The sequence below is a fragment of the Ruegeria sp. genome, assembly GCF_965221235.1.
Taxonomy (GTDB): Bacteria; Pseudomonadota; Alphaproteobacteria; order Rhodobacterales; family Rhodobacteraceae; genus Ruegeria.
Map to the genome: position 1 here is coordinate 2,063,133 of NZ_CBDCRS010000004.1, position 25,645 is coordinate 2,088,777.

General features: G+C 59.8%; 28 protein-coding genes. 16 read left to right on the forward strand and 12 right to left on the reverse strand.

What is annotated here, in order from left to right:
* Positions 1–58: 58 nt before the first annotated feature.
* The 4 genes from ACOQOY_RS13480 to ACOQOY_RS13495 are packed head-to-tail and all read left to right on the forward strand — an operon-like array spanning position 59 to position 4,189.
* The gene (locus tag ACOQOY_RS13480; RefSeq protein ID WP_420585921.1) at positions 59–1,186 is read left to right on the forward strand and encodes an ABC transporter ATP-binding protein; all 1,128 of its coding nucleotides are present in this window, start codon (positions 59–61) and stop codon (positions 1,184–1,186) included.
* Entirely contained in the window at positions 1,186–2,076 is an 891-nt protein-coding gene (locus tag ACOQOY_RS13485; protein WP_420585922.1) for an ABC transporter permease subunit, read from the forward strand. The genes ACOQOY_RS13480 and ACOQOY_RS13485 overlap by 1 nt, the downstream gene beginning before the upstream one ends.
* Positions 2,073–2,891 (forward strand): ABC transporter permease, encoded by an 819-nt coding sequence (locus tag ACOQOY_RS13490; RefSeq protein ID WP_420585923.1) that lies wholly within the window; start codon positions 2,073–2,075, stop codon positions 2,889–2,891. Before ACOQOY_RS13485 ends, ACOQOY_RS13490 begins: the two co-directional genes overlap by 4 nt.
* Complete coding sequence (locus ACOQOY_RS13495; protein ID WP_420585924.1) at positions 2,888–4,189, forward strand: NAD(P)/FAD-dependent oxidoreductase; 1,302 nt, start codon at positions 2,888–2,890, stop codon at positions 4,187–4,189. Before ACOQOY_RS13490 ends, ACOQOY_RS13495 begins: the two co-directional genes overlap by 4 nt.
* 3 nt (positions 4,190–4,192) lie before the next feature.
* Here the strand turns inward: ACOQOY_RS13495 and ACOQOY_RS13500 are convergent, their stop codons facing one another.
* The 3 genes from ACOQOY_RS13500 to ACOQOY_RS13510 all read right to left on the reverse strand — a co-directional run bounded on the left by ACOQOY_RS13500 (position 4,193) and on the right by ACOQOY_RS13510 (position 6,976).
* Complete coding sequence (locus ACOQOY_RS13500) at positions 4,193–5,041, reverse strand: phosphotransferase (protein ID WP_420585925.1); 849 nt, start codon at positions 5,039–5,041, stop codon at positions 4,193–4,195.
* Positions 5,042–5,114: 73 nt separating this feature from the next.
* Positions 5,115–5,774, reverse strand: coding sequence for a flagellar hook capping FlgD N-terminal domain-containing protein (locus ACOQOY_RS13505; protein ID WP_420585926.1), 660 nt, complete (start codon positions 5,772–5,774; stop codon positions 5,115–5,117).
* A gap of 2 nt (positions 5,775–5,776) precedes the next feature.
* A complete protein-coding gene (locus tag ACOQOY_RS13510) occupies positions 5,777–6,976 on the reverse strand; it encodes a flagellar hook-length control protein FliK (RefSeq protein ID WP_420585927.1) in 1,200 nt (399 codons plus the stop codon).
* 111 nt (positions 6,977–7,087) lie between these two features.
* Between ACOQOY_RS13510 and ACOQOY_RS13515 the strand changes: the two genes are divergently transcribed.
* The 6 genes from ACOQOY_RS13515 to ACOQOY_RS13540 all read left to right on the forward strand — a co-directional run bounded on the left by ACOQOY_RS13515 (position 7,088) and on the right by ACOQOY_RS13540 (position 10,774).
* Positions 7,088–7,369 carry a rod-binding protein gene (locus ACOQOY_RS13515; protein ID WP_420585928.1) on the forward strand — a complete coding sequence of 94 codons (282 nt, stop codon included), beginning with the start codon at positions 7,088–7,090 and terminating at the stop codon, positions 7,367–7,369.
* Complete coding sequence (locus tag ACOQOY_RS13520) at positions 7,353–7,712, forward strand: flagellar biosynthesis protein FlgN (protein WP_420585929.1); 360 nt, start codon at positions 7,353–7,355, stop codon at positions 7,710–7,712. Before ACOQOY_RS13515 ends, ACOQOY_RS13520 begins: the two co-directional genes overlap by 17 nt.
* Before the next feature lie 209 nt (positions 7,713–7,921).
* The gene (locus ACOQOY_RS13525) at positions 7,922–9,133 is read left to right on the forward strand and encodes a flagellin (protein WP_420585930.1); all 1,212 of its coding nucleotides are present in this window, start codon (positions 7,922–7,924) and stop codon (positions 9,131–9,133) included.
* A 77-nt stretch (positions 9,134–9,210) separates the two neighbouring features.
* A complete protein-coding gene (flaF, locus tag ACOQOY_RS13530) occupies positions 9,211–9,585 on the forward strand; it encodes a flagellar biosynthesis regulator FlaF (protein ID WP_420585931.1) in 375 nt (124 codons plus the stop codon).
* Positions 9,585–9,986, forward strand: a complete 402-nt coding sequence (gene flbT / locus ACOQOY_RS13535; protein WP_420585932.1) for a flagellar biosynthesis repressor FlbT — start codon at positions 9,585–9,587, stop codon at positions 9,984–9,986. Before flaF ends, flbT begins: the two co-directional genes overlap by 1 nt.
* The gene (locus ACOQOY_RS13540; protein ID WP_420585933.1) at positions 9,983–10,774 is read left to right on the forward strand and encodes a DUF1217 domain-containing protein; all 792 of its coding nucleotides are present in this window, start codon (positions 9,983–9,985) and stop codon (positions 10,772–10,774) included. Before flbT ends, ACOQOY_RS13540 begins: the two co-directional genes overlap by 4 nt.
* 8 nt (positions 10,775–10,782) lie before the next feature.
* Here ACOQOY_RS13540 and ACOQOY_RS13545 read toward each other — a convergent pair whose 3' ends face one another.
* The 3 genes from ACOQOY_RS13545 to ACOQOY_RS13555 all read right to left on the reverse strand — a co-directional run bounded on the left by ACOQOY_RS13545 (position 10,783) and on the right by ACOQOY_RS13555 (position 13,420).
* Positions 10,783–12,354, reverse strand: a complete 1,572-nt coding sequence (locus tag ACOQOY_RS13545) for a DUF427 domain-containing protein (protein ID WP_420585934.1) — start codon at positions 12,352–12,354, stop codon at positions 10,783–10,785.
* A 105-nt stretch (positions 12,355–12,459) separates the two neighbouring features.
* On the reverse strand, positions 12,460–13,161 hold the full coding sequence (locus ACOQOY_RS13550) for a winged helix-turn-helix domain-containing protein (RefSeq protein WP_420585935.1): 702 nt from the start codon (positions 13,159–13,161) through the stop codon (positions 12,460–12,462).
* Positions 13,133–13,420 carry a hypothetical protein gene (locus ACOQOY_RS13555; RefSeq protein WP_420585936.1) on the reverse strand — a complete coding sequence of 96 codons (288 nt, stop codon included), beginning with the start codon at positions 13,418–13,420 and terminating at the stop codon, positions 13,133–13,135. Before ACOQOY_RS13555 ends, ACOQOY_RS13550 begins: the two co-directional genes overlap by 29 nt.
* Positions 13,421–13,594: 174 nt before the next feature.
* Between ACOQOY_RS13555 and ACOQOY_RS13560 the strand changes: the two genes are divergently transcribed.
* The 4 genes from ACOQOY_RS13560 (at position 13,595) to ACOQOY_RS13575 (ending at position 17,534) form a co-directional block, all read left to right on the forward strand.
* A complete protein-coding gene (locus ACOQOY_RS13560; protein WP_420585937.1) occupies positions 13,595–14,062 on the forward strand; it encodes a hypothetical protein in 468 nt (155 codons plus the stop codon).
* 111 nt (positions 14,063–14,173) lie between these two features.
* Positions 14,174–14,791 carry a ribonuclease HII gene (locus ACOQOY_RS13565; protein ID WP_420587247.1) on the forward strand — a complete coding sequence of 206 codons (618 nt, stop codon included), beginning with the start codon at positions 14,174–14,176 and terminating at the stop codon, positions 14,789–14,791.
* 107 nt (positions 14,792–14,898) lie between these two features.
* Positions 14,899–15,999: a site-specific DNA-methyltransferase gene (locus ACOQOY_RS13570; protein ID WP_420585938.1), complete on the forward strand. Its 1,101-nt coding sequence runs from the start codon at positions 14,899–14,901 to the stop codon at positions 15,997–15,999.
* A gap of 146 nt (positions 16,000–16,145) precedes the next feature.
* Positions 16,146–17,534, forward strand: a complete 1,389-nt coding sequence (locus tag ACOQOY_RS13575) for an adenylate/guanylate cyclase domain-containing protein (RefSeq protein ID WP_420585939.1) — start codon at positions 16,146–16,148, stop codon at positions 17,532–17,534.
* 78 nt (positions 17,535–17,612) lie between these two features.
* Here ACOQOY_RS13575 and ACOQOY_RS13580 read toward each other — a convergent pair whose 3' ends face one another.
* Both ACOQOY_RS13580 and mutY read right to left on the reverse strand, forming a co-directional pair.
* Complete coding sequence (locus ACOQOY_RS13580) at positions 17,613–18,749, reverse strand: alkane 1-monooxygenase (protein ID WP_420585940.1); 1,137 nt, start codon at positions 18,747–18,749, stop codon at positions 17,613–17,615.
* Between the two features lie 67 nt (positions 18,750–18,816).
* Positions 18,817–19,872 (reverse strand): A/G-specific adenine glycosylase, encoded by a 1,056-nt coding sequence (mutY, locus tag ACOQOY_RS13585; protein WP_420585941.1) that lies wholly within the window; start codon positions 19,870–19,872, stop codon positions 18,817–18,819.
* Positions 19,873–19,953: 81 nt separating this feature from the next.
* Here mutY and ACOQOY_RS13590 point away from each other — a divergent pair, with 81 nt between their 5' ends.
* Positions 19,954–20,460, forward strand: coding sequence for a DUF721 domain-containing protein (locus tag ACOQOY_RS13590; protein ID WP_420585942.1), 507 nt, complete (start codon positions 19,954–19,956; stop codon positions 20,458–20,460).
* Between the two features lie 14 nt (positions 20,461–20,474).
* On the forward strand, positions 20,475–21,137 hold the full coding sequence (locus tag ACOQOY_RS13595; RefSeq protein ID WP_420585943.1) for a DsbA family protein: 663 nt from the start codon (positions 20,475–20,477) through the stop codon (positions 21,135–21,137).
* A 36-nt stretch (positions 21,138–21,173) separates the two neighbouring features.
* Here the strand turns inward: ACOQOY_RS13595 and lpxK are convergent, their stop codons facing one another.
* Genes lpxK through ACOQOY_RS13615 form a run of 4 tightly spaced genes read right to left on the reverse strand, consistent with a single transcriptional unit; the run spans position 21,174 to position 25,524 of the window.
* The gene (lpxK, locus tag ACOQOY_RS13600; RefSeq protein ID WP_420585944.1) at positions 21,174–22,172 is read right to left on the reverse strand and encodes a tetraacyldisaccharide 4'-kinase; all 999 of its coding nucleotides are present in this window, start codon (positions 22,170–22,172) and stop codon (positions 21,174–21,176) included.
* Positions 22,159–23,394 (reverse strand): 3-deoxy-D-manno-octulosonic acid transferase, encoded by a 1,236-nt coding sequence (locus tag ACOQOY_RS13605; RefSeq protein WP_420585945.1) that lies wholly within the window; start codon positions 23,392–23,394, stop codon positions 22,159–22,161. Before ACOQOY_RS13605 ends, lpxK begins: the two co-directional genes overlap by 14 nt.
* A complete protein-coding gene (locus ACOQOY_RS13610; RefSeq protein WP_420585946.1) occupies positions 23,391–24,191 on the reverse strand; it encodes an inositol monophosphatase family protein in 801 nt (266 codons plus the stop codon). The genes ACOQOY_RS13605 and ACOQOY_RS13610 overlap by 4 nt, the downstream gene beginning before the upstream one ends.
* The gene (locus ACOQOY_RS13615; protein WP_420585947.1) at positions 24,178–25,524 is read right to left on the reverse strand and encodes a TldD/PmbA family protein; all 1,347 of its coding nucleotides are present in this window, start codon (positions 25,522–25,524) and stop codon (positions 24,178–24,180) included. Before ACOQOY_RS13615 ends, ACOQOY_RS13610 begins: the two co-directional genes overlap by 14 nt.
* Positions 25,525–25,645: the final 121 nt, after the last annotated feature.

Below are 25,645 nucleotides of genomic sequence, written 5' to 3' on the forward strand. Positions count from 1 at the left end.
TGAGCAAGGCGGCCTGTCCGCCTTGCCCCTTTTTCCAGACAGCCGAACGGGGGCCGTTTTGAACTCTGACGTCTTTGCGCCGTGGGAAGACCCGCAGGCGAAACCCTTGATCCAGTTCCAGAATGTCACCAAACGGTTCGGAGATTTTACGGCCATCGACAATCTGTCTCTGGATATCTTCGAAAAAGAATTTTTTGCGCTGTTGGGGCCATCAGGTTGCGGCAAGACCACCATGATGCGGATGCTGGCCGGATTTGAGACGCCCACCGAAGGGCATATCATGCTGGGGGGGCAGGACATTGACCCGATCCCGCCGAACAAGCGCGCGGTGAACATGATGTTCCAGTCCTATGCGCTGTTTCCCCATCTCAGCATCTGGGAAAACATCGCCTTTGGTCTGCGTCGGGACAATATGCCCAAGCATGACCTTGAAGAACGGGTCGAGGAAATGCTCCGCCTGACCCGGCTGGAACAGTTCGCCCGCCGCAAGCCACATCAGATTTCAGGCGGCCAACGTCAGCGTGTCGCACTGGCTCGCTCGCTGGCGAAGGCACCGAAGCTGTTGCTGCTGGACGAGCCTTTGGGCGCGTTGGACAAGAAACTGCGGCAGGACACGCAGTTCGAACTGATGGACATTCAGGAGAAGACCGGCACCACATTCGTGATCGTGACCCACGATCAGGAAGAGGCCATGACCGTTGCCAGCCGTGTGGCGGTGATGGATCAGGGCCGCTTGATGCAGGTGGCGACCCCGGATCGGATTTATGAGAACCCGAACTCGGTCTATGTTGCGGATTTCATTGGTGATGTGAACATCATCGAGGGACGCGCGACCGCCAATGGAGAGGACACTTATCAGGTCGATTGGGCCGAAGGTCAGGCGCCACTAACGGCAACCTCGGCCAGCGATTTTTCGAACGGGCAAGCTTGTCACATTGCGATCCGACCCGAAAAAGTTACGATTTCGACCGACCGCCCGGCAGATGCGATCAATGCGGTGCAGGGGCGAGTTCACGACATCGCCTATCTGGGTAACCTGTCCACCTATCACGTGGAACTGCCCAACGGTACGATCATCAAGGCGCAGACGGCCAATACCCGCCGTATTTCGCGCCGTTCCTTTACATGGGAAGACCCGGTTTGGCTGTCCTGGACAGCGACGGCTGCGGTTCTGCTGGCTGACTGATGCGCCGCGCGTTTCTGATCGCCGTTCCTTATGTCTGGCTGCTGGCACTGTTTCTGGTGCCGTTCTTCATCGTTCTGAAGATCTCACTGTCGGATACCGAGCTTGCAATCCCGCCTTATACGCCGACGCTGGACCTGTCGCAGGGCTGGGCCGGGATCAAAGATTTCTTCAGCCAACTTGATCTCGAAAACTATGTCTGGCTGACCGAGGATGACCTCTATTGGAAGGCCTATTTGTCCAGCGTCAAAATCGCATTGATCTCGACGTTTTTGACGCTGCTGGTGGGCTACCCAATCGCCTATGGCATGGCCCGCGCGCCGGAAGAATGGCGGCCAACGCTGATGATGCTGGTGATCCTGCCGTTCTGGACCTCGTTCCTGATCCGCGTTTATGCGTGGATGGGCATTCTGTCGAACGAAGGCTACCTGAATCAGTTGCTGCTGTGGACGGGCATCATCTCGACCCCGCTTACCATTCTGAATACTAATACGGCGGTCTATATCGGCATCGTCTACACCTATCTGTCGTTCATGATCCTGCCGATCTATTCATCGCTGGAGCGGATGGACGGATCGCTGATCGAGGCTGCCGAAGACCTTGGCTGTTCGCGCCTGCAAGCCTTTTGGCTAGTGACTATCCCGCTGTCGCGTCCCGGTATCATCGCCGGCTGCTTCCTTGTGATGATACCCGTGATCGGTGAGTTCGTGATCCCGTCACTCCTTGGTGGGTCCGGCACGCTGATGATCGGCAAGGTGCTGTGGGAAGAGTTCTTCTCGAACCGCGACTGGCCTGTCGCCAGCGCTGTGGCCGTTGTCCTGCTGTTGATCCTCGTGATCCCGATTGTGCTGTTCCAGCGCAATCAGCAAAAACAGACGGAGGCCGAGCGATGAGCAGATTAAGCTGGTTCAATACGGTCTCGCTGACGCTGGGTTTTGCGTTTCTTTACATCCCGATGATCATCCTGATCATCTTCAGCTTCAACGAAAGCAAACTGGTCACCGTCTGGGCGGGGTTCTCGACCAAATGGTATGGCGAGCTTTTCCAGAATGAGCAGCTTCTGGATGCGGCCTGGGTGACTGTGCGCGTTGCGGTGTTCTCATCGACAATCGCAACAATACTGGGCACCGCCGCGGCCTATGTTTTGGTGCGGGGTGGGCGTTTCTTTGGCCGCACCCTGTTCTCTGGCATGATCTATGCGCCTCTGGTCATGCCCGAAGTGATCACTGGCCTGTCGCTGTTGTTGCTGTTCATCGGTATCGGATTGGACCGGGGCATCCTGACCATCGTTCTGGCCCATACGACCTTTTCGATGTGCTTCGTTTCGGTCGTCGTCTCCTCGCGCCTCGTGACATTCGATCAGTCGCTGGAAGAGGCGGCGCTGGATCTCGGATGCTCTCCGGCGCAGGCGTTTCGTTTGGTGACACTGCCGATTATCGCGCCTGCGGTAATCTCGGGTTGGTTGTTGGCCTTCACCCTGTCGCTGGATGATCTGGTGATCGCCTCGTTTACCTCGGGGCCGTCTGCAACGACTCTGCCGATGCGGATATTCTCAGCCGTTCGACTGGGGGTGAGCCCTGAGATCAACGCGCTCTCCACGATTATGATCGCAGTTGTTACCGTGGGCGTCATCACCGCCTCACTGGTCACGAAACGCGCGATGATACGGCAGAAACAGGACGAAATGGCCGCCGCGCGGGTCGAATGAAGCGGCTGTTTCCGGATTACACCTATGGCCCCGGCCCAAGGACCAATTGCTGGTGGGATGAGACCATTTCCGCCCCGGACTGGCCGGTGCTGCAAGATAACCTGCGAGTCGATGTGGCCGTCGTTGGTGGTGGTTTCACCGGGCTTTCCGCGGCACTACATTTGGCCGAGGCCGGAGTGTCCATTGCCGTGCTTGAGGCCGAAACACCCGGCTGGGGGGCCTCGGGGCGCAATGGCGGGTTCTGTTGTCTGGGCGGGTCAAAGCTGACCTTTAATGCGATGAAGCTTCGGTTCGGAGAGGCCGCAGCCCATAGCTATGAGCAGGCCGAAAAAGACGCGGTTGGTCTGGTTGCCGATCTGCTCAAAACCCACGCGATAGATGCAGACCTGCATTCCAGCGGCGAGACCCAACTGGCCCACAACTCGCGCGCGATGCAGGCCCTGCGGCGGCAGGCCGAGCCGTCGGGCATCGTGCATGAGCCTCAGGATCTGCGATACCTTGGGTTCGGAGGCAGCTTCCACGGTGGATATACCAACCCGGTGGGCTTTGCGCTGAACCCGCGCAAATACCTGTTCGGTCTGGCGCAGGCGGCCCAGTCACACGGTGCCCGTCTGTTTCAGCAGAGCGCCGTTCAGAATGTCAGTAAAACGCCAACGGGATTTGATCTCGACACGGGCCGGGGTCGGATCAGCGCGGCGCAGGTGCTGATCTGCACCAATGGTTATTCCAGTGAGGACGTGCCGCCCTGGCTGGCTGGCCGCTACATGCCTGCCCAATCCACAGTTCTGGTGACTCGACCCCTGTCCGAAGCCGAGTTGCAGGCGCAGGGCTGGACCTCGGATCAGATGGCCTATGACACGCGCAATCTGCTGCACTACTTCCGTCTGATGCCCGACCAGCGTTTTCTGTTTGGAATGCGCGGCGGGTTGCAGTCTTCGCCGCGGGCCGAGGCCGCCATTCGGCGCAAGGCTGTGCAGGACTTTCAGAAGATGTTCCCGCGCTGGGCGGAGGTCGATATCACCCATATGTGGTCAGGTATGGTATGTCTGTCGCGTGATCTGGTTCCTTATGCGGGGCCAGTGGCAGGGCATCCGGGGCTCTATGCCGGGTTTGCCTATCACGGGAACGGCGTCGCGATGGGGACCTATTGTGGGCGCGCGCTGGCCCGGATGTGCCTGGGGCAAGAGGCCGGGCTTCCCGACCCGATAGCGCATAGCCCAGCGCGGTTTCCTCTGGGCAAATGGCGGCGCGCCTTGATGCCGCCAGCCTATGCGCTGATGGCGCTTTCCGATTTGTAGCGGTCAGAGTGCTGCGAGTTCCAACTCCATCCCCGCGGCATAGTCCGGCGCACCGTTTTCAATCCGCCACAGGCAATAGGCCGCCATCCGCCACGCATACCATGGGCGCAGGGACCTGTATCTGTCGACGATACGCGCGCATCCATAGGCAGCCAGAAACTGATCCTCTTCCTCGGATGTCAGCGCCGAGCCCCGATAAAGGTGCTGCATCGCCGGAGACAAGAACATCGCAAGGTCTTCGCATGGATCACCAATCGCAGGGCATTGCCAGTCAATCAGAGTAAGCCCCGATGCGGCGACCAGAATATTTCCTGCAACCGGGTCGCCGTGGATCAGGCAGGTGGATGCAAGGGCTTCGATATGAGCCCTGGGGCGCAGTTCTTCTAGCCGCAAGCGCATCGCAGAGGTGCATTTATCAAGAATACCCTGTCCATGCAGGGCCAAATCAGCGCTGCCGTTGCATCCCTTTGGTGCCGCGACAGATATGTCCAACCTGTGCAATCGGCGCAGCAAGCCCGCCGCCTGATCCGGCCCCGTCCGCCAGGGTGAACCGGGGGCGTGATCGTAAAAGACCCATTGGCCGCTCGGGTGTTGGCCATTCGCGCGCAGTCGCGGGGCAAACCCGGTATGCTCCAAAGCGCGTAGGCAATCGGCCTCTGACGCGGCATCGTTGCGAAACAGCGGATTGCGCAGCCCGGACCGATAGAGTTTCAGAACTTTGCCGCCATCCTCTCCCAGCACTTTCCAGACCTGATTGGTTCGCCCGCCATACAGCGTTTGAAACTGCGCACCAGCCGCTACAAGGCCCCGGCGGCGTAGATCATCGACCAGATCGTTTGGGGGGGCAGTCAAGTCAGGCAGAGGGATCACCGGTCCATTAAGCGAGTCGCTGGTTGCACTGGTGTGGCCTGTCCCGTCGTGCAGATCAAGCTCCGGTTCGGACCGCCGTGACCATTCCCGCCGGAACCACCTGACCGCTTTCCAGTGTCAACAGAACTGTATCTTCCCCGACCTGCGCTTCGACAACCCGGTTATATGCCGATACCGGCTGTTCCGACAGCAATTCCTCTCCGTCGTAACTTTCCAGAGTGGCGGTGTAGTTACCTGTCGGAAGCGGGGTTCCATCGCTTTTGGTGCCGGCCCAGGCAAAGCTGGTTTCCGATGTCGGAATGGTCATTCGGTCGATCGTCGCGCCGGACTCGTCACGGATCACCATAACGGCCTTGTCCGCCGCGGGTTCGGCCTGTGCGGTCAATGTCACAGGCGCGCCGTCAAAATGGAAGGCCGCCGTTGTGCGGACGTCCATACCAACCCAACTGGCCAGCTCTTCAAGGTTGACGCTGCCGAGTGACAAAGCCAGTTCGGACAGAAGTTCGTTGCTTTGCACCTGCTGCTCAACCATCGAAAACTGCGCCAGTTGCGAGGCGTATTCGGTCGAGTCCATCGGTTCCAGCGGGTCCTGATTCTGCGCCTGAGTCGTCATCAGCAAAAGGAATGTATCGAAATCTGCGGCCAGAGATGTCCGCGGTGTCTCAGCCTGGCCCTGTGCCGTAGGTTGCTGAGTGGATTGGATCGGTGTGATCATAGTCAAAGCCTTATGTCGATGCGCCCGTCGGCGCCGATGCGGGGAAGGGCCGAGTCAACCTCGGCAACCTGTTCGGATTGGCTGGGCATAAATTGGTCGTCAGTGTCGGGGTCCGAGCCGTCTTGCTGCGCATCCGAAGACGTTCCGAGATCAAAAGACAGGTCACCCAGCCCGAGATTTCGGAACTCTGCCTCCAGCACCGAAATGTGGCGGCGCATCATATCCAATGTCTCAGGCCGTTCTGCCGCAATCGTCATGTGCAGGCCGTCGTCGCGACCATTCATGACGATTGAGACACGCCCCAGTTCTTCGGGGTTCAACGCCACCTCGATGGTACCTGACTGCGGGCGCGCAGTGATGACCGAGGCCATCTGATTTGCCACCGCCCGCGCCGTTTCTGACCGCGCCGAGGCGGTCAGAGCGTGCAGGTTTGTTCCCGCGTCGCGGGTTGGTGTGTGGCCCGGTGCCTCTCTGACCGATTGAATGTCTTCAACTTCAGACGGCGATACCGAGTCGCCCTGCATCCCGCTGGTGTCGGTCGCCATAAGTTGCATTTGAACGAAGCTCGGCGGGCGATCCGGGCGCGCCGATTGCGGCGCGGCGACGATGGGCGCAGCCGGGGCTGGCGTGCCACGCTCCGGCTCAACACCAAACACGACTGCTGCCTTTTTGTTCAGAGTTGCTTCGCTAGCCATACCCACCGCCTGAATGCGGGGTTTGGTTGCCAAATCCGGCACATTACGCGGTTGAGCAAACGCCTGAAATGCCGGTGGAAGAGGGCGTTGATCAGGCTGACCCAGTTGAAATACAGGTGCCTCGGGCCGAACTGGCTGTACCTCATCACGCATATGGACGTCTGCTTCGGGAGGCAGAGCAGCAACGGGTAAGACATCGCTAGGCTCTTTGGCGATTGGGTCGCGCGGAAGCTGCTGCGAGGTGGGCTTTGCATCGTCGAGAGGGCTTTCCAGATCGACTGAGACTTCGGGCAGGACACTTTCGTCGTCGGCGTCTTCCTTGTGCAGATCAGGATCCTGAACAACAAGCTCCTCCGTTTCCGGTACATCCGGGTGTTGCGGGGTTTCCTGATCCAGAACCGACTGGAATGACGCCATCCCGTCCGCGTCACGTGGGTTTTGCGCGTCAGGACCGGGTTTTGTGGCTGAGGTCGGTGTGGAAATCACTGCTGTAAGAGGGTTGGGCATTTTGCTCCGACTCCGTTTGTCTGACCGGAAATCTGCCCGCAGGAAGTTACGTTTATTTTAACTGCTTTCCTCTTTGATCGAGAAAGTTCGATGTAAATTTCGGAGAAAGCGATGAAGATTTCTGCGACACTTCCCGCCGCGCAGCCGCCTACAACGACCGACAAGCTCAAGGCCGCCGCGGTCGAGCTTGAGGCGGCATTTCTGGCGGAAATGCTCAAATCCTCGGGGCTGGGCGAGACAAGCAAATCCTTTGGCGGTGGCGCGGGCGAGGATCAGTTTTCGTCATTCCTTGTGCAGCACCAGGCGCGTGCGTTGGCCGAGTCCGGCGGAGTCGGTCTGTCCGAAATTCTGTTCCAGTCCATGATGGAGAAAACCAATGCCGACCAATCCTGAACCCGACCTGATTCGATCCCTGGAAGAAGTGCTGGACCTTGAGCGTTCTGCGCTTGTTGATGGTGATCTTGAACGGCTGAATCACATGGCACCGGAAAAGGAAAAGCTGATTGGTGCCATCAATGAGCTTCGGGTCTTGGACAGCGCCGAGTTGATTCGGGTGCAGAAAAAGGTCGAACGGAATCAGGCGCTTTTGAACAGTGCCGCCGACGGTATCCGCGCGGTTGCCGCCCATATGGCCGAGCTGCGTCGGGTACGGCAGGAGTTCAGCACCTATGGCGCGGATGGGCAGCGCAACGGGTATGCCGTGCGCCGCAATGCAAAGCTGGAAAAACGGGCATAGCGACGGGTTTGATTCAAATCCGAATTTTCTGGTCGAGGCACTTTAGCACTCCGTTAGGAGATCAGGGGCAAAGGTGGCCGGGCACCTGAAACAGCAGGTGGCGCGAACAGCCTGACGGCGGATCGCACTGATCAGAAAGACGTCAAAGCCCGCAGGTGCTGCGGGGTAAGCATGGGCGCAAAGGGCCCGAACGGAAAAGGAAGAAAGCTATGTCCAGCATTCTGACAAACAATGGCGCAATGGTGGCGCTGCAAACCCTGAAATCGGTCAACAAGAACCTGGAAATGACCCAGAACGCGATCTCGACCGGTAAGGACGTCGCGACCGCCAAGGACAACTCGGCCGTCTGGGCGATCTCTAAGGTCATGGAATCTGACGTTAAAGGCTTCAACGCGATCAAGGACAGTCTGGCGCTGGGTGAGTCGACCGTTGCTGTGGCACGGAACGCGTCGGAAACCGTGACCGACCTGCTGACCCAGATGAAAGAGAAGATCGTTGCCGCGCAGGAAGACAACGTCGACCGCGGCAAGATCAATGACGACGTCACCGCTCTGAAGGATCAGATCAACTCGGTTGTCAGCGCGGCACAGTTCAACGGTCTTAACCTGGTGGACGGATCCGCAGGTTCAGCTTCGATCCTAGCTTCGCTTGATCGGGACAATTTGGGCAATGTCACAGCGTCTTCGATCTCTGTTGCGGGTCAGAACCTGTCGACTGGCGGGTATACGGCGGCGGCTGTGTTTGACGGGTCGACTGGATCATCGACGGCAAATGACCGTGTCGGTGCCACGATTGCTAATGGCGCAACCTCGGCAACGGCGTTGGTGACGGATGAATCCAGCGGTGCTTTTGCCGCGGGTGACAAAGTGGTGGTCGCGATCGACGATCAGGTCGTATCCTACACCGTGTCTGCGGCTGACGCTGCCGCCACCACAACAGGCGATCTGGTCGCCGTTGGCCTGAAGGCGAAGATCGAAGAACTGGGGATTGCCGGTCTGACGGTCGACTACGACTCCGGTACTCAGGGCACGTTGTCCGTGACCAACGCGACGGGCAATGACGTTTCGTTCTCGGCGCAGTATGTGAACGCGGGCTCGGGTGGTCTGGGAGCGCTGACCGGCATTGACGTATCGACCGGCGCCGGCGCAACAGCCGCTTTGGCAACGATTGAAACGCTGATCGACACGTCGATTGACGCCTCGGCCGCTTTCGGTTCGTCGCAGGGTCGGATCGAGACCCAGAAAGAGTTCATCTCGAACCTGTCTGACTCGTTCAAATCCGGTATCGGTTCGCTGGTCGACGCCGACATGGAAGAGACCTCGGCCCGTCTGCAAGCCCTTCAGGTGCAGCAGCAGCTGGCCACCCAGTCGCTGTCGATTGCCAACCAGGCACCGCAGTCGATCCTGTCGCTGTTCCGCTAAACTTCGGAACCTGACCGGGGCGTGGAACCGCGCCCCGGTCCTGACCGCCAAAAGACGGCCTATTGGAAGGATTTCAAGTGACACCGCAAACTCTTGCACAGCGTGCCTATGCGCAGACTGCCGCTCCGACCCGAACTCCGCGCGACACCGAGTACGAGGCGATTTCCAAGATCACGCATCGGCTCAAGGCCGCGGCTGCCCGGCGCAAGGCCGATTATGGCGGGTTTGTTCAGGCGCTGCACGAAAACCGCCGTTTGTGGACTGTTCTGGCCACCGGCGTTTCGGATTCCGACAACGCTCTGCCCAACGAGTTGCGCGCGCGGATTTTCTATCTGGCAGAGTTCACAGAACAGCACAGCAGTCAGGTGCTGGGCAACAAGGCAACCGTCGAGCCGCTGCTTGAGATCAACATGGCGGTGCTACGTGGTCTGCGGCAGATGGGGGCAACCTGATGGGGGGGCTGGTTCTGAAACTGGCACCGAAGGAAAGGGTGCTGATCAACGGTGTGGTCGTCGAAAATGGGGACCGTCGAAGCCGGTTCTCAATCATGACGCCGGACGCCAATGTCCTGCGCCTGCGCGATGCGATCCATCCCGATGAGGTGAACACGCCCGTGCGGCGAGTGTGCTATGCCGCTCAGCTTGTGCTGTCGGGCGATATGGAACCGGACAGCGCACGACAACAGCTTTTGCGCCGTGTTGAGGAGCTGAGCCAGGTCTTCACGGATGCCGACAGCCGTCGGGTCCTGTCCGAAGCGACTGAGGCCCTGCTGGCCGAGCAATACTACAAATGCCTCAAATCGCTGCGGGCGTTGTTGCCGCGCGAAGAGCGCCTGATGGCCTATCAGCAATGACCTTTCAACCAGTCATCCCGTCAGGCGGTGTTGTCGGCTGGCGTTTCTTGCAGCGCACCTATGACGCGCAGCTTGAGAGCTTTGCGTCATCTGCCGTCAATGAAAGGGAGACGAAGTATTTTCTGGAAAACATCGGCAACGTACAAACTGCCGAGGATCTGGTGTCAGACCGGCGCTTATTGCAGGTCGCGTTGGGGGCCTTTGGGTTAGAGGATGACATCAATAACCGGTATTTCATTCAGAAAATTCTGTCGGATGGCACCAGCGCCGATGACGCCCTGTCCAACCGTCTGGCCGACAGGCGGTATCGGGAGTTTTCCGAAGCCTTCGGACTGGGTCCGGGTGAAATCCGCAGGACTGGCTTGGTCACGTTTATGGAAGACATTGCGCAGGACAATGTTGTTTCCCGGTTCGAGGTCGCTGTGGGTGAGACCGATGAGACGATGCGCATTTCGCTTTATACCCAACATACACTGACTGATCTGGCGGCGCAGGACAGCAGTGCGGATACCAAATGGTTCGACCTGATGGGCCAGCCGCCCTTGCGCAGCATGATGGAGACAGCGCTGGGCCTGCCATCAAGCTTCGCTCAGCTGGACATCGACAGACAACTTGAGGTGTTCAAGGACAGGCTGTTGGGTGTGACCGGGTCGGATGATCTTGCGCAATTCACGGATGAGGCGGCGGTGGCGACGCTTACGGATCAATATCTGGCACGCAGTCAGATCGCGCAGTTGCAAAGCACGATCTCGCCGGCGCAAACTGCTTTGATCTTGCTGGGTGGCTAGAAAAGCCGTCACGCACCCAGAATAGCGTCCGCCGATGTCCTGAGCGCATAAGATGACACCGGCTGAGAAACATTATGCAGTTTGACATCCCCCAAAGGCAGAGCATTGGCACATGCGGGTTGAATATCCCCGGATACAACGATCCGGTGCCCCACCGTTTTGCCGTACTCGCCCAGCCGGGCGGCGATATTCGCGGCCTGACCGATGACGGTGAAATCCAGCCGCTCGCGCGAGCCTACATTGCCGTAAGTCACGCGCCCATAGGCGACACCGATTGAGCAGTCGCAATGGATGTCGGACCCGTCCTTGCGCAACTCTCCCAACCGCTCGACGATTTCGACGGCTGAGCGTTGTGCATTTCCGCGCGCGACGATGGAGTCCTCGCCCTCTGGGAAGACAGCCAGCACAGCGTCGCCGATGAACTTCAGCACTTCTCCGCCGTTTTCATGCACGATGCCGGACACGGTTTCAAAGAAATCGTTCAACAGGTTGATGTAAGCGGCGCGGCCCAACTGCTCTTCCAGACTGGTCGAGTTGCGCAGGTCGCAGAACATGATGGCGGCGTCGATCTCATCCCCGTCGCCGCGCCGGATCTCGCCGCCCAACACCCGGGCGCCGGACCGTTTGCCCACATAGGTTTCCAGCAGAACCTGCGCGTTTTCGCGTTGCATGAACACTTCGTAATACCGGGCGATTACGGCAGAGCATTCAAAAACCAGCCCTAAATTCTCTGTTGTGAACCCATGCGGGTGATCGCATGTCAGGGTCAGCACATTGGTCCGGCCATCCGAGAACGGCAACGGCATGGCGACATAGTCGGTGGCCCCTTTGGCCCGCAGGTCCTCCATGATGGGAAAACTGTTTTGCGGGTTGTCGTCATTCAGGCGCTGACGTACGCCGCCCAATCCGTTTGAGACATGACGCAGAGGGCTATTGATGTAAGCCGGATGGTCGTGGATTTCATAAGTGGGAACGTTGGTCGAAATCTCGGCCTCGCCTTTTTCCCAGATGTAATGCTTGCCAGCGATCAGTGGGTGCAAGGACCAGGCCAGAATGCTGAGCCGCTGAATGGCGATACCGTGTTCCAGCATCTTTTCGGCCAATGCCTTGGTGAAGGTTTCGGGCGTGTCATTCTCGGACGCGCCGCGCATCAACCAGTCAATCAGTGGACCGCTGATATTGCCGTCCTCAGGCGCGCGCAGTTTGTTTTCCCCCAGATCGACCCGGGTGTAGGCGCTGGGCATGAACCCGATATGCCCCTGAATGGCTGCACTTTCCGGCAGGGCGTCCTCATAAGCCCAGACGGAATTGGCCAACCGCTGACCGTCAACAACGACATCGTGATAGGTGGCGGTTCCTTTGAACGGGCAAAAGGTCTGTAACTCGGTCTCGTCCCCCAGATCGACGCAGACATCATCGCGCGGGATGTAGATCATCGCGGGCAGCCGTGTTTCATACATGACCTTGGCGTTGGTGCTTTCGGCCAGCAGGGTCTGATCCCGGTATATCGCGATCCGACCGTTCAGCGGCTCGACCGAGATACCGTAGCCTGTGGACTTGGGTGTGGAATGTGCATTCATCATCAGACTCCCTGACGCGACCCTTATTAGGATGGGTCTTTCAACGGTACATTCCAAGGGTAAGACTGTTATTTTATCACACATATAGTGTGCAATGCGGCAGGGTCAGACCATCTGAATGACGTCTTTTTCGATCGACAGCATATATCCTTTTTTGGCGATGTTCTTCACCAGCAGCTCACTGACCATCTGGTTGCCCAGCGCGTCGCGCAGACGTTTGATCCGTGTTGCGCCTGCTGCCTCGTCACAGTCGGCGGCGTCCTTGCCGGAAATCACCGCCTCGATCTGCACACCTGAGAGCACTTCGTCATCCAGTCGGGATTCAGCCAGCACCGAGAGGGTTTCCATCGCTGCGGGGGTTAGTTTGAAATCCATATTGTTCAGGTAGACGGTGTTTTCCTCGCGGCTGATCAGCAGGGATGTGACCTGAATGCCTGTGCGTTCAATCTGGGCCATGCGTCTGTTCAGCATGACCAGCATGACCAGAAACACCAGCGCGGTGATCAGCATGGCAGTGGCAAAAACCAGCAGCACAAAGATCACCATACGATAGCTGGACAGCGTATCGGCAAAGGCAGTGCCGGATTGCGCCAGAATTTCCAGCAGACGAATCTCGGTCTGTGAGGTCAGGTCGCTTTCGACAAACAGCCGCTCGACCCGCGCGTTAAAGGCGTTGGCGTCGGGCAGGGTCCAGAATAGGAAGATCGCGGCCGTCACCAGAATCAATACGATCGCCGCGATGCCCGCGCCGACCAACCTGACACCAGAGCGGCGGGCCTCAGTAACGGAGATAGAATTTTCCGGCATTGGCCTTCCTTTTATCCAACCCTTCCGGCCCAAACACGGACATGACGTTCAGCAGGGTCCAGCCAGATCCACCGAGGCGCTGAGCGACCTCTTTTTTTGCCTGTCCTTTGTCGCAGGCCGAAACCTGCATGACGCCGTAATGCAGACGCAGCGGGTTATCCTGCTTGGCCTTGTAATCGGCATAGCAATCGGCCGCCGAAGCCGCAGTGCTTAGGGATATCAGGGCCAGGAAAGCCAGAGAAGAGAGGATCTGTTTCATAGGCCGCATCCTGCGCATGGCTTCGACGGATATTCAATAACCAAAGGGGTTTCGGCCTCCTGATATCCGATAACACTTGCGCGTTATTGCTTGTCTGAGTGGGGCGCCCCCAGTGTCGGTGCAAGGAATTCACGATCCTGCCCGGATCGCATCAACACAAAAAGGACGAGCATCATGCACCGGAAATTCATCGCACTTATCGTAGCCACGGCAATTGCTGTAACGGGTGTCTCGGCGTCGCAGGCGCGGGCCGCGGATGCGAAAGACATCCTGGGCGGTTTGGCGGCCATCGCGATCATTGGTGCGGGGGTTCACTACTACAACAAGGAAAAAGACAAGCAGCGGGTTCATCGGCAGCGCACGCAGGTCCACCGCCCCAAGCCCGTGCAACCCTATTATCCGGTCCGTCCGCTGCCGCATCACGTCGCCAAATACGATCTGCCGCAGAAATGCCTGAAGACTTATAACAAGTATTCCCCAAGGCACCCTCTGCTTGGGCCGAAATGCCTCAAGAAACACTACAAATATGTCGATAGCCTGCCGCGAGAGTGCAAAGTCGGGTTCTGGAATGGCAAAAAGGTGAAGCGGGCGTATGAACCTGCGTGCCTGCGCCAGCAAGGATACCGCGTCGTTTACCAGTAATCGTTTTCGAGCAGGAGCAGCGCCACAGAAGCGCCGCGAAGAGGGAGGGTGGCCAGCGCTGCCCACTCTTTTTTTCTTGCGGCGGGTGGTGAAACGCGGTTTGCCAGTGGGATGACGACTCCGGATTATGAACTTGAAAAGGCGCTGATGGCGCGGGGATCGCTGCGCATTGCAGGGGTGGATGAAGTTGGGCGTGGCCCGCTGGCCGGGCCAGTTGTGGCTGCGGCGGTGATCCTGAACCCCGAGGATATTCCCGAGGGGCTGAACGATTCCAAAAAACTGACCGCCAAACGGCGCGCGGCATTGGATGCGGCGCTGCGCGACAGGGCCGAGTTTGCCGTGGCCGAAGCCTCGGTTTCTGAGATTGACGAACACAACATCTTGCGTGCATCGCATCTGGCGATGGCGCGTGCGGTGGCTGCACTGGACCCGGCCCCGGATTTTCTGCTGATCGATGGCAACATGATCCCTCGGGGTTTGAAAATCCCGTCGCAGGCGGTGGTCAAAGGGGATGCCCGGTCGGTGTCGATTGCGGCGGCATCAATCCTTGCCAAAAACTGGCGCGATCAGCTGATGGTGGATTTGGCGCAACAGCATCCCGGCTATGGCTGGGAGACAAACGCAGGTTATCCGTCGAAACAACACAAGGAAGCACTGCGAAATCTTGGTGTAACCCCACACCATAGACGTTCGTTCAAACCGGTCCACAACATCTTGTATCAAGAGTAAATTGTAAGTCGCTGATTCAAAAAAGAAATTGACGGCGAATCGTCTTTGACTCATCCTTGTCTCAACCAAATGAGCGCAAAAGCGCCGTGGACACTTGAGGCAGTGATATGACGACAACCACCAAAAAGGGCGCAAAAGCGCTCCCTTTAAACACGATTCTATCCGGGGACTGCATCGACGTGATGAACAGTCTGCCCGAGGCGTCGGTAGACCTGATCTTTGCAGATCCGCCCTATAACTTGCAGCTGAAAGGCCAGTTGCACCGGCCCGATAATTCTCAGGTCGATGCGGTCGATGATCACTGGGATCAGTTCAGCAGCTTCGGTGCTTATGACCAGTTCACGCGTGAGTGGCTGAAGGCGGCGCATCGTCTGCTGAAGCCCAACGGCGCGATCTGGGTGATCGGCTCATACCACAACATCTTCCGTGTGGGCTCGGCCCTTCAGGACGCGGGATACTGGATTCTGAACGACGTCGTGTGGCGCAAGTCGAACCCGATGCCAAATTTCCGCGGTAAACGTTTCACCAACGCGCATGAGACGATGATCTGGGCGTCCAAACGTGAAGGTGCGAAATACACGTTCAATTACGAAGCGCTGAAAGCCCTGAACGAAGGCGTGCAGATGCGCAGCGACTGGGTGCTGCCAATCTGCACCGGGCATGAACGCCTTAAGGACGAAAACGGCGACAAGGCGCATCCGACGCAAAAGCCGGAGTCTCTGCTGCATCGCGTTCTGATCGGCTCGACCAATCCGGGTGACGTGATCCTTGATCCGTTCTTTGGGACTGGCACAACCGGTGCAGTCGCCAAGATGCTGGGCCGCGAGTTCATCGGCATTGAACGCGAAGAAGCCTATCGCAAGGTTGCCGAAAAGCGCATCGCCAAGGTTCGCAAATTCGACCGCGAGGCTCTGGAGGTCAGCGCCAGCAAACGCGCCGAGCCGCGCGTGCCCTTCGGCCAACTGGTCGAGCGCGGTATGCTGCGTCCGGGCGAAGAGCTGTATTCCATGAACCAGCGCCACAAAGCCAAGGTTCGGGCCGATGGCACGCTGGTGGGTGATAACGTCAAGGGCTCGATCCATCAGGTGGGCGCGCATCTGGAAAACGCGCCATCCTGCAATGGCTGGACTTACTGGTGCTTTAAGCGTGACGGCAAGACGGTGCCGATCGACGTGCTGCGTCAGCAGATACGGGCCGAGATGAATTGATTTCACGAACACCGCCGGTGCCTGTGGCCTGACACAAGGCACTACGCCTTGCCCCGCCGATCGTTCGGCGGGGTCTTTTGTTTTTCTGATATCTGGTCTCAGATCGTGCCTTCTGTATCCTGCACCGCAGTGAAGGAGCTTGTGCCATGTCGGATACCACAGCCAGCGAATCCCGCTTTGACCGATTCTTTGTGACCCGTCCGGATACCTTCGACCTGGAGAACAAATACACCGAGGCCGCGCTGGAACGACACAAGCGCGAAGGCTTAGAGCTTGCCGTCCGCGCCCGCTGGATCGCGATGGCGCTGACCGGGGTTTTGCTGATCTTCCTCAATCCGCATTGGGAGGTGCTGTGGTACCACTTCATCCTGCTGCTGATCTGTGCCAACGGCTGGCTGATCCGTCGCGCGGGGCGCGTGGGGCAATCGCGGGTGGAACTGCTGCTGATCTTCGTAGACCTGCTGATCATGACGCTTGGGATGATTGTGCCGAACCCGTTCAGCGACGATGTTCGCCCGCTGGCGATGCAGTACCGGTTCGATAATTTCCAGTATTTCTTCATCATTCTGGCGGCGGGTACGCTGGCTTACTCCTGGCGTACGGTGATAGCGATCGGGTCGTGGACGGCCGGAGTCTGGACGGCTGGCTGGATCATCGCCTGGTGGGTGGCGACGCCGATCCCAGGTATCAGCGAAAAGGTAGCAGAGGCGCTATCGGGTTATCCGGATGTGGCTGAGTTGATGGACCCGAACAGTTTTCGGCCGAACCTGCGCATTCAGCAGATCGTCGTTTTCGTGATGGTCGCGGTGACCCTGGGGGTGTCCATGCGGCGCTTAAACCGGCTTTTGATGACCAATGCCGGCCTTGAAAGGGAGCGCGCCAACCTGTCACGCTATTTCTCGCCAAACGTTGTGGACGAGTTGAGCCAGAATGATGAGCCACTGAAACAGGTTCGCAAAGAAGATGTAGCGGTTCTGTTCATTGATATCGTTGGGTTCACCAAATACGCGGCAGGTCGCGATCCGTATGAAGTCATCGAAGTTCTGCGCGGATTTCACGCTCGAATGGAAACGGAGGTGTTCCGCCATCACGGCACTTTGGACAAATATCTGGGGGATGGGTTGATGGCCACGTTTGGGACACCGGTGCCGACGCCTCTGGACGCCAGCAACGCGGTGGCCTGCGCGCGTGATATGGTCACTGTGATTGATCGCTGGAACGTTGATCGCCGCCGGGCGGGCGAGTCCGAGATCAATGTCGGGATCGGCGTTCATTACGGTTCGGTGGTTCTGGGTGATATCGGGGCCAATCGTCTGGAGTTTGCGGTGATCGGGGACGCGGTGAACGTAGCAGCCAAGCTGGAGGCGCTGACCCGGGATTTTCAGGCGCGTGTGGTGATCAGCGATGCGGTTCGGGGTCAGTTACAGGCCGAAGGTTTCAGCCCGTCGGACCTGATGGCGGGGTTTGAAAAGCACGAAAGCCACATCGTCCGAGGCGTTGAGCGCCCGATGGATGTGTGGGTGATGCCGGGGTAGCGGCTCCCGCCGATCCGCCATGCATCATAGATGCAAGTCGGCTCGTTGGGCCGGGCAGCGCGCTGACGCGCGCTGCGGTCAGGCACCTGGCAGCGGGTTTTGTGATTTGTTGTAGGGCTGCCAGTCTGTGACCTCGGGGTAGTATTGTCGACGCCAGGCGCGCACGCGGGGATTCATGACGCGGCGCCAGAGCGGTGGGATCATGGCAGCGACTGTCATCACCGGGTAGCCGTAAGGTAGCTGCGGGGCGGTATCTTCAGAATGGTGTTGCAGCAGCGGGAAGCGCCGGTTGGGTTTGTAGTGGTGGTCCGAGTGGCGTTGCAGGTTAATCAGCAACCAGTTTGACGCTTTTTGAGAGGCGTTCCACGAATGGCGCGGCTGGACGTGTTCATACTTGCCCTCACCCAAGTATTTCCGGGTCAGGCCGTAATGTTCGATGTAGTTGACCAGCTCCAGCTGCCAGATGGCGACGCCCGCCTGTACCAGGAACAGGGCGAGGCCGGACAGCCCTCCGATCACTAAGGCCAGAACCAGCATTGCGCATTGCAACGCCCAATAGCGCCAGAATGGGTTTGAGAGGTCGGTCCATGGACGGTCCTTACGGGCCAGCATATCGCGTTCAGCCCGGAAGGCCGAGACGAGGCATTGCTTCAGCACACGGGGGTAGAAACGATGAAAGCCTTCATTATAGCGCGCAGTGACGGGATCACGGGGTGTGCCGACATAGCGGTGATGGACCAGAAGATGCTCGGACCGGAAGTGTGAATACAGCACCATAGCCAGTAGGATGTCGCCCAGCCAGCGTTCCAGCCGCCCTTTCTGGTGCATCAATTCATGGCTGTAGTTAATGCCGACAGTCCCCGAGATCACTCCCATGCCAAAGAACAGCCCGACCTTGGCCGCCGTTGAAAGGTGCTCTGTGTGCGTGGCGTACCAGATTAGTCCGTACAGGGTCAGGAACTGCACCGGGACCCATGCCTTGGTCAGCAGGATATACCAGCGCAGCGGGGCGTCGGGCGTGTCGGGATCGGCGTTTTGCAGCTGTAGCCCCGTGAGGCGGTCCAGCACCGCGAAGGCCCACCATGTGGACAGCGGCACCAGCAGAACCCACCAACTGCCCGCTATCGCAGTGAACCAGATCAACGGGATCAACAGGAACGAGATCCAGAAGGGCAGGGCCGATTGCCAGCGGGACAGGGTTTCTGATGCGATCATGGGCGGCTCCGGAGCGTTGGCGTCAGACTAACGTCAGTTTCAGGGGCCGCACAACGGTGACCGTAGGTTATTGGTTTCGCCAGAGGTCATGAGCCTTGCGCATCACGGTTGGCAGGTCGCTGGGTCGGAAATCGTGCTTCTCGATAACGATCAGGTTTGATGGGGCCGCGTTTGTGGGCAAAGGCGCTTTCCAGATACGCAGGATCAGGTGGAAATGAGTGAAGGTGTGTCGCACCTCGCCGGTCAAAACCTGCCAATCCGCTGCAAAGGGCGGAGTTTCAGCCGGTGCCTCGGACCAATCGGACCCCGGCCAGCCGAGCATCCCGCCCAGCAAGCCTTTGTTAGGGCGGCGCTCCAGCAGTAGTGCCCCGTCTTCGCGCTGGGCGATATAGGCATGGCCATACCGCGTAGGTTTGGGCTTTTTCGGTGTTTTGCGTGGCAGATCGGGTTGGGTTCCGGCGACATGTGCCCGACAGAGATCGCGCAGAGGGCAAATGCCGCAGGCCGGAGATTTCGGGGTACAGATCGTGGCCCCAAGGTCCATCACTGCCTGCGCATAGTCTCCGGGGCGCAGGTCGGGCGTCAGCGCGGCAGCCTTTTCTTTCAGCAGGGGTTTTGAGCCGGGCAGGGGCTCGTGAATGTTGTGTAGCCGCGCCATCACCCGTTCGACATTGCCGTCCAGCACAGTCTCGGGCCTGTCGAAGGCGATCGCCGAGATGGCGGCGGCAGTGTATGGGCCGATGCCCGGCAGGTTCAGCAGGGCATCGCAGCTGTTGGGGAAGGTGCCGTCATGATCTTTGGCCACCACACGCGCACATTTCAGCAGGTTGCGGGCGCGGGCGTAATAGCCCAATCCGGCCCATTCGCCCATGACCTGATCGTCCGGGGCGGCGGCCAAAGCCTGAACCGTTGGCCAGCGCGTTGTGAAGCGCATGAAATAGTCGCGCACGGCGGCCACAGTGGTCTGTTGCAGCATCACCTCGGACAGCCAGACGCGATAGGGGTCGGGCAACACACCCGCCGCCCGGTCCGCAGGGCTAACCCGCCATGGCATTTCGCGGGCGTGGCGGTCATACCAGGCCAGTAACGCGCCGCTCAGGTCTTGTTGAATGCTGTCACGCAAGTTTTATCTATCTCCCTGTCGGGTTTCGCTGGCGCCCGGTGCCATGGCCTTTACAATAGCGGCGCAGGAGTTGGAAACCAGATGCAGCGCAGACGTTCTTCGACCCGCGGGTTCAAACGCACCGCGACATTGCTGAACGGCCAGATCAGGCGCGCCGGTGAAAGCCGGGGCTTTGCCGTATCGCGCCTGTTGACCCATTGGGCCGAGATTGTGGGTCAGGATCTGGCCGCCATCGCACGGCCGGTGAATGTGGGCTATGGCAAGGGCGGCATGGGCGCCACGCTGACGGTGCTGACCAACGGCCCGCAGGCTCCGATGCTGGAAATGCAAAAGGAACAGCTGCGTGGCAAGGTGAATGCGGTTTATGGCTATAACGCCATCAGCCGGGTGCGCATCACTCAGACCGCTCCGACAGGATTTGCCGAGGGGCAGGCCAGTTTCGATCACAAACCGAAATCGGCAAAACCCATGATTGACCCAGAAATCGAGGCCGAGGCAGGCCGGACCGCACGCGACGTTCACGATGGTGACCTGCGCGCGGCCCTTGAACGTCTGGGCCGTAACGTTCTATCCAAACAAAAACGCTGAGAAAGGGCTGAGTAATGAGCCGTATTGCAACCGGAATCTGCGCGGCTGTCGCAATAGCCGCAGGCGGCTATTGGCTGTCGCTGTCGAATTCCTCGCCAAGCTATCCGCTGATCAGCAGCGCCGAAGCACAAGAGGCCGATCTGGACACCTCGACCATTGTCGAGATGGTTCAGGGGGCCGAGGACGCGCCGGTCGAGATCATCGAGTATGCCTCCTACACCTGCCCGCATTGTGCGAACTTCCATCAGGGTGCGTATAAGCAGCTGAAGAAGGATTTCATCGACACCGGCAAGGTCAAGTTCATCTATCGTGAGGTGTATTTTGACCGCTATGGCCTGTGGGCCTCGATGGTTGCGCGCTGCGGCGGACCCGAGAAGTTCTTTGGCATCTCCGATCTGATCTATGAAGGTCAATCCGAATGGACCCGCGCCGGTGGCCCCGCCGAGATCGTGGAAGAATTGCGCAAGATCGGACGTCTGGCCGGGATCGACAATGACCAGCTTGAGGCCTGCCTGCAGGACGGCACGCGCGCCCAGACTCTGGTGGCCTGGTATCAGGAAAACGCTGAGCGTGACGGCATTCAGGCGACCCCGTCCTTCATCGTGAACGGCAAGAAGGTCGACAATCAGTCTTATGCCGATTTCAAGGCGCTGATCGAAGAAGAACTGGGCAGCTAAGTCCAATTTGCGACCGGCTTTCGGGCCGGTCGCCTGTCAGGGCGACGGGGCGATTTTCAGCAGCATCTGCCGGACCCTGTCGGCCTCATTCACTTTCAGGCGCACGGGCAGAGTGATGACCTTGCTGCGGAACGCAGGTGGCAGGCGCACGGCGTCTTTTTCCGTCGTAACCATCTGAGCGCCCAGCTGGCGGGCCTCGTTTTCCAGGCGGGTCATCAGGGCAGGTGTCAGCGGCTGGTGATCATCCAGCGCCTCGGCCCGTAGCAGCGTGGCACCTTGTTGGCGCAGAGTGGCAAAGAACTTTTCCGGGTGACCGATGCCAGCGAAGGCCAGAACCTGTGTATCGCCCCAATCCATGCCGGTTTGCAGAGGCTCAACCGCGCCAGTGGCGTGAGGGACTGTCAAGCTCTGTCCCCAGCGGTTCGCAAACTGGCTTTGTGCCGCTATGTCGCCCAGCGACAGCACCAGATCAGCGCGTTGCAGCCCGACTCCGACGGGTTCGCGCAACGGCCCGGCGGGCAGGCACAAGCCGTTGCCGAAGCCGCGCACTGCATCCACCACGATGACCGAGAAGTCCTTGGCGACCGATGGGTTCTGAAACCCGTCATCCAGCAGAATCACCGTTGCCCCGGCCTCGGCTGCAGCCTGCGCACCGGCTGCGCGGTCCTTGGCGACCCACACTTCGGCAAAGGCAGCCAGCAGCAAAGGTTCATCCCCGACCTGAGCGGCGGTATGCTTGCTGGGGTCGACGCGCACCGGCCCTTCCAGTGATCCACCGTGACCGCGTGTGACCACATGAGTGTCGTGAAACGCGTCGCGCAGTTGCTCGATCATCCAGATCACGGTCGGGGTCTTGCCGGTGCCGCCCGCATTCAGATTGCCGATGCAGATCACCGGCACGCCGGGTTTGAGGCCAGTCTCCGAAGCAACCCGCCGCGCGGTGGCGGCGGCGTAGATGTGCCCCAATGGGGCCAGCAATCGCGCGCGCAGGTCCAACTGGTCAGGGCTTGTATTCCAGAACTCAGGTGCGCGCATTGTCTGTCCCCCGATGATCCAGGCAATCCTGTACCATGTCGATCAACTGATCTGCCTGTGGCGCGCCCTCGGACACGATTTCCCACCCGGCCAGCGCCATATCCGCAGCCCGGTCCGGTGCCAAAAGATCGACCACGGCGTCGCCCAGCTCGGTCGCGGTTCTGACCATGCGGGCGGCCCCTGCCGCATCCAGCTGATCGTAGATCTGCTGATGACGTTGCACAAATGGCCCATGGATGATGGCCGACCCCAGAGCTGTTGCAATCAGTGGGTCATGCCCACCTGCACCACGTTCCAGCGAACTGCCCATGAACGTCACCGGCGACACCCGATGCCAGAGGCCCAGATCTTCGGGTGCAGCCGACAGAATGACCTGTGTCGTGTCTTCGATATGTCCTTCGCCGTCCCAGTTGGTGCAGCGCAGGTCCATACTCTCAAGCCGGCGATGCAGCGGCGCGGCCTCGGTCATGTCCGCCACCTGCAACACCAGCGCCAGACGCGGCAGGATGCGCGTGGCCTGCCGGTGGGCGCTGAGGATCGAGATGAACTCGGTATCGCGCACACAGGCCGCCAGCCAAACAGGGCGCCCAGCCAAGGCATGGTTGGTTTCGATCAGCTCGTCTTCGGGCCACGGTCGCGGATTGGGGCTGACATGCAGCGGCGGGGCCTCTTTGACCTTGCCCGACGCGATACCCATTCGGCGAATGGCCCGAGCCGTGTCGGTGCTTGTCGACAGGATCGAACCGAAACAGTCCAGCGTATAGCGGGCGATATCGGGCAGCCACTTTGCGCCGCGAGTGACCTGAATGTCGATTTGGGCCTCGATCAGGATCAGGGGGATGCCGCGTTCATCGGCCCGGGTGATCACGTTGGGCATCAGCCCGCCCCCGACCCAGAGGCCGATATCGGGGCGCCAATGGTCCAGAAAGACGCGGGCCGCACCGGTCTGGTCGGGCGGCAGGGCAAGCAGCGGGTATTCGCTTTGGTCCCAGCGGCTAAGGTCAGCCTCCGGAGGGGCCGTTAGCAGAATGGACAGGTTCGGGCGCGTCTGTTGCAACCGACGGCACAGGTCGAGAACGGTGCGCAGCCGATCCTGCGCGTTAACGTGGACCCAGATCAGCTCGCCTTCCGGGCGCGGGTGTTCGGGCTGACCTGCCGCATTCGGAACGCCCCAGGACAGCACCCGATAGGCGGCAAGGCTCAGAGAGCGCGGTTTGCTCATGGCTGGATACCGGCGCTCTTGGGGTCGAGCCGCGCGTACAGAGTTTTGTGAATGTCAGCCCCGGCCCCAATGACCCCGTTCAGGCGCGGATGGGCATTGTTGAACCGCAGCGGCTGACCCGTCCGGTCCGAGCAGATCCCTCCGGCCTCGCGGATGATCAGATCCCCTGCGGCGATGTCCCATTCCCAACTGGGGCGCAGCGTCAGCATCCCGTCAAAGCGGCCCTGCCCAACCAGTGCCAGGCGATAGGCCAGTGACGGGCGGTAAACCCGCTTGAACTGTGGCACCTCACCTTGCTGCCAGTGGCGCGGGTCGAGATTGGGTTTGGCGGCCAGAATCTCGGACGTGCCGAGATCAGAGATGTCTGACACCTTGATCGGCGCGCCGTTCAGCGTCGCCCCTTGGCCTTTGGCCGCAGCATAGAGCAAATCACGGCGGGGCAGGTAGATCACCGCCGCTGTCACTTCACCCTGTTCCGCGATGGCCAGAGAATGCGCCCAGGTGCGCGACCCTTCGGCAAAGCTGCGGGTGCCGTCGATCGGGTCGATGATGAATACGCGATCCTTGTCCAGACGGTCGTCAGAATCCTCAGTCTCTTCGCTCAGCCAGCCATAGCCGGGGCGGGCGGCGGGCAGCCGCTGTTCCAGCATCGCATTGACGGCCAGATCAGCCTCGGTCACGGGACCGGCACCGTCGGGCTTGTCCCAACGTTGCGCGGTTTCGCCGGAATACCGGGTCGCGATCTGTCCGGCCTCACGCGCGGCGTCGATCAGAAGGTGCAGGTCAGCTGCCGGCAAGTGTCATCCCTTCGATCAGCACCGATGGAACCACACGCGACAGGTAAGGGCGCGCGTCATTCGCCGGGATGATCCGTTTCAGCATGTCGCGCAGATTGCCTGCGATTGTGCATTCGTTGACCGGGTGCGTGATTTCCCCGTTCTCGACCCAAAAGCCCGAAGCCCCGCGCGAATAGTCGCCCGTATTCGGGTTGATGGTCGAACCGATCATCGACGTCACCAGCAGCCCTGTGCCCATGTCGCGCAACAGGTCCGCGCGGCTGTGGGTGCCGGGTGTCAGGGTCAGGTTCCAGTTGCTAGGCGAGGGTGGACCGGACACGCCGCGCGCCGCGTTGGCGGTCGATGTCATGTCGAGCTTGCGCGCGCTCGACAAATCCAGCGTCCAGCCGGTCAGAACACCGTTCTCGACAATCGCGCGGCGGTGGGTCGCCAGCCCTTCGGCATCAAACGGGCGCGAGCCTGAAATGCGGGGGCGATGCGGGTCTTCGACCAGCGACAGATGCGCGGGCAGGACTTGTTCGCCCAGGCAATCCTTCAACCACGACGCCCCACGCGCGATTGCGGCCCCGTTGCTGGCGCCCAGCAAATGGCCGATCAGCGAAGACGAGATTCGTTCATCAAACAGCACCGGAAACGTGCCGGTCGCGGGCTTTTGCGCGCCGACCAGCGCCACGGCGCGGTCGCCTGCGGTACGGCCGATTTCCTCGGGGCTGCGCAGGTCGCTTTGGAAGGTGCGGCTGTCGCCGTCATAGTCCCGCTCCATCCCAGTACCTTCGCCCGAGATCGCCACGCAGGAGGTCGAGCGGCTGCTGCGTGCGTATCCTCCGCTAAATCCATTGGTGGCGGCAAGATTCACGCGATGGGTGCCATAGGCCGCCGCTGCATCGGAAACCTGTGACACACCCTTAACTGTCAGCGCCGCAGCTTCGGCAATCAAAGCGTCACGCATCAGATCTTCGGCGGAGGGTTCGGGGCTTGGGTCGAACAGTTCCAGAGCGGGCAAATCCCAGCCTTTTGCAAGTTGATCCGCGTCTGCCAGACCGGTGAACGGGTCCTCGGGCGCTTCGCGGGCCATGGCAACGGCGCGTTCGGCCATCGCCGTCAAGGTTTCCGGGCGGCTATCCGAGCTGGATACGATGGCCTGCCGTTTCCCAAGAAACACCCGCAGTCCAAGGTCGGTGCCTTCAGACCGTTCCGCATGTTCCAGCGCGCCACTGCGCACCTCGACCGAAACCGAAGAGCCATCAATCACGATGGCGTCCGCCGCGTCGGCCCCGGCCTTGCGGGCGGCGTCCAGCAGGTTTTGGCTGATATCTTCGGGTGTGCGGGTCATGCGGCCTCCGGTCTCAATGCTCTGGACCTAGCCTTGCACCGCCCGTCTCGCAAGACCTGTGGCAGCATTGAATCGCGCAAAATCGGGTGAATGCGGTGAGGGGACTACGCCCCGGAGGTGG